Source organism: uncultured Metabacillus sp., assembly GCF_947503125.1.
GTDB lineage: Bacteria > Bacillota > Bacilli > Bacillales > Bacillaceae > Metabacillus.
In genome coordinates, this window is sequence record NZ_CANNCR010000144.1 from 1 (window position 1) to 1523 (window position 1523).

Here is a 1523-nt window from a genome sequence, read left to right on the forward strand (position 1 = left end):
TATATGGACATTATAATCGTCTAATTCTGGACAGGCAATACCGTCAACTTTTGGTCATTTTGGGATGGCAATAACAGCTTTCTTCCCGTACCCATTGCGACGATTGGTAGTCTTTTTCTCTTCTTTATTATTCGATTCATATCCTAAATGATGGTTCATTTCACCTTTTAACATTGATTCAAACATGGGCCCAAAAATATCTTTTAATGCATTTTGCATATCTTCTACTGTCTCTGGTTGGTACTTTTCTAAGATGAGGTTCGCTAGCTTAACGGACTCTGGGTCACGCTTCTTATTAGTCACGTACAAAACCTCCTATCTTATATCTTTATTCTACAGAAAATAAATAAACTGTGCAGTAAAAGCCGTACGCTCTTTTACTTACACAGTTTATATTACACTCCCAGGCAAAGAATAATTTTCCGTTAATTGTGGGTATATTCCTCCATCGTTTCCTCATTATTAGAAGAAACTATTTTTCCTTTTAAATCATAAATCACAGAAAAATAAGGAACAGCAGTGACCGCAAAAGCATCTCCTCTATTCGTTACAGGAATATTCAACAATAGTTGTTTTTCAACCCCTTGCATCTCGATCACCTTTTCAATCACTTTCTTTTCCTTCTCTCCATCTTTCACCGTTTTTTCCACTTCTTTTTTCCACTGGAAACTGATTAGTATAGTTCACTTTATATTGAAAAAGGCTATAACCTTTTTCTTTCTTCACGTTATACAAGCTGTATTCGTTTAATATACGATTTCCTTTTAGTCCAGTCAGTTCATACCTCCTTTCAACTTCAAAAATTGCACTAGCATCAGTAACCATATAACTTTCCAACTTCTTTTTCCTTTGCTCAATTGAATCCATATCGTTTCTCACATTGACATATTCATAAATAAACCCTGATAAAAAAATAAAGGTGTCTAGTCTTTTTACTTGGTGATTTTGATAATTTTTCGTCAAATTCGCTTTCTTTGTCTTTATGTACTTTTCAAAGAGCAGTTTCTTGAATCTCACCTTATTACATTTAACGCTCACACAACTTTATGCTGTAATACCTTTTCCAAAATATTTAGTGTTATCTTCTATCCATCGTGTATTTTTTTCAATCCATATGAACAGAAGATGAGTTGGTACTAAAACTCCTGCTTCTCTGAAAACCGGAAAATCAGGTCGATTTAACAATTCGGAGGCTTTTGCGTGTTTGATATTTAACAGCTGCTCAAGTTGTTGTTTTGTAAGCATGGGAGGAAGTTGTGTTGTTCTAATATCTTGTAAAGCCTTCGTCACTTCCTCTTTGATGATTTCACTGAACATTTCTTTAAAAGCATCTTTGTCGAGAGTTAACATTTTAACACCTCCTTAAATGCACCGTATTAGGTCTAAGATTTATTTAAGTATGAAAAGGTATAGATTCGAATATTTTTGCCGAATTTTTTTTTCTTTTTAACTCAACTTTCGCACAAAGAAAATGAGTGTTACTCGTTGGTTGTATTGAATTTAGGTTATATCAATTATGGTAG

The 1523-nt window shown here is 33.6% G+C and carries 1 protein-coding gene and 2 pseudogenes; all 3 read right to left on the minus strand.

The window, feature by feature from the left end:
* Positions 1–78 precede the first annotated feature (78 nt).
* Positions 79–309, minus strand: a pseudogene (locus Q1B07_RS26510) (transposase); the annotation flags it as partial.
* A 128-nt stretch (positions 310–437) separates the two neighbouring features.
* Positions 438–912, minus strand: a pseudogene (locus tag Q1B07_RS26515) (conjugal transfer protein); the annotation flags it as partial.
* Between the two features lie 132 nt (positions 913–1044).
* Complete coding sequence (locus Q1B07_RS26520) at positions 1045–1350, minus strand: DNA-binding protein (protein WP_299095774.1); 306 nt, start codon at positions 1348–1350, stop codon at positions 1045–1047.
* Positions 1351–1523 lie beyond the last annotated feature (173 nt).